This is a genomic window from Alkalicoccobacillus porphyridii, from assembly GCF_007293315.1.
GTDB classification, from domain to species: Bacteria; Bacillota; Bacilli; order Bacillales; family Bacillaceae_D; genus Alkalicoccobacillus; species Alkalicoccobacillus porphyridii.
Map to the genome: position 1 here is coordinate 1 of NZ_VLXZ01000263.1, position 264 is coordinate 264.

Below are 264 nucleotides of genomic sequence, written 5' to 3' on the forward strand. Positions count from 1 at the left end.
GTCACTAACGAGAAAGAGAGAATAAAGCTCAGTTGCTCAGAGAGCTCTGCCGACATATAGCGGGAGAACAGGCTGTGAAAAGCTGGAGAAAATGCCGCATCACCGACGATACCGCCGAGAATCGCCACTGCGTTCAGACCGATTTGGACCACGGTAAAGAACATGCCGGGATTTTCCTGCATATTCAGAACGCGTTGGGCATTTATATTGCCTTCATCAGCCAGCAGTTTAAGTTTGATTTTGCGTGAGGCGGCAAGTGAGATC

The 264-nt window shown here is 49.2% G+C and carries 1 protein-coding gene; it reads right to left on the reverse strand.

What is annotated here, in order from left to right:
* Positions 1–264 (reverse strand): CNNM domain-containing protein (locus FN960_RS24270; protein WP_143850828.1); only part of this gene is annotated, 264 nt, incomplete at both ends.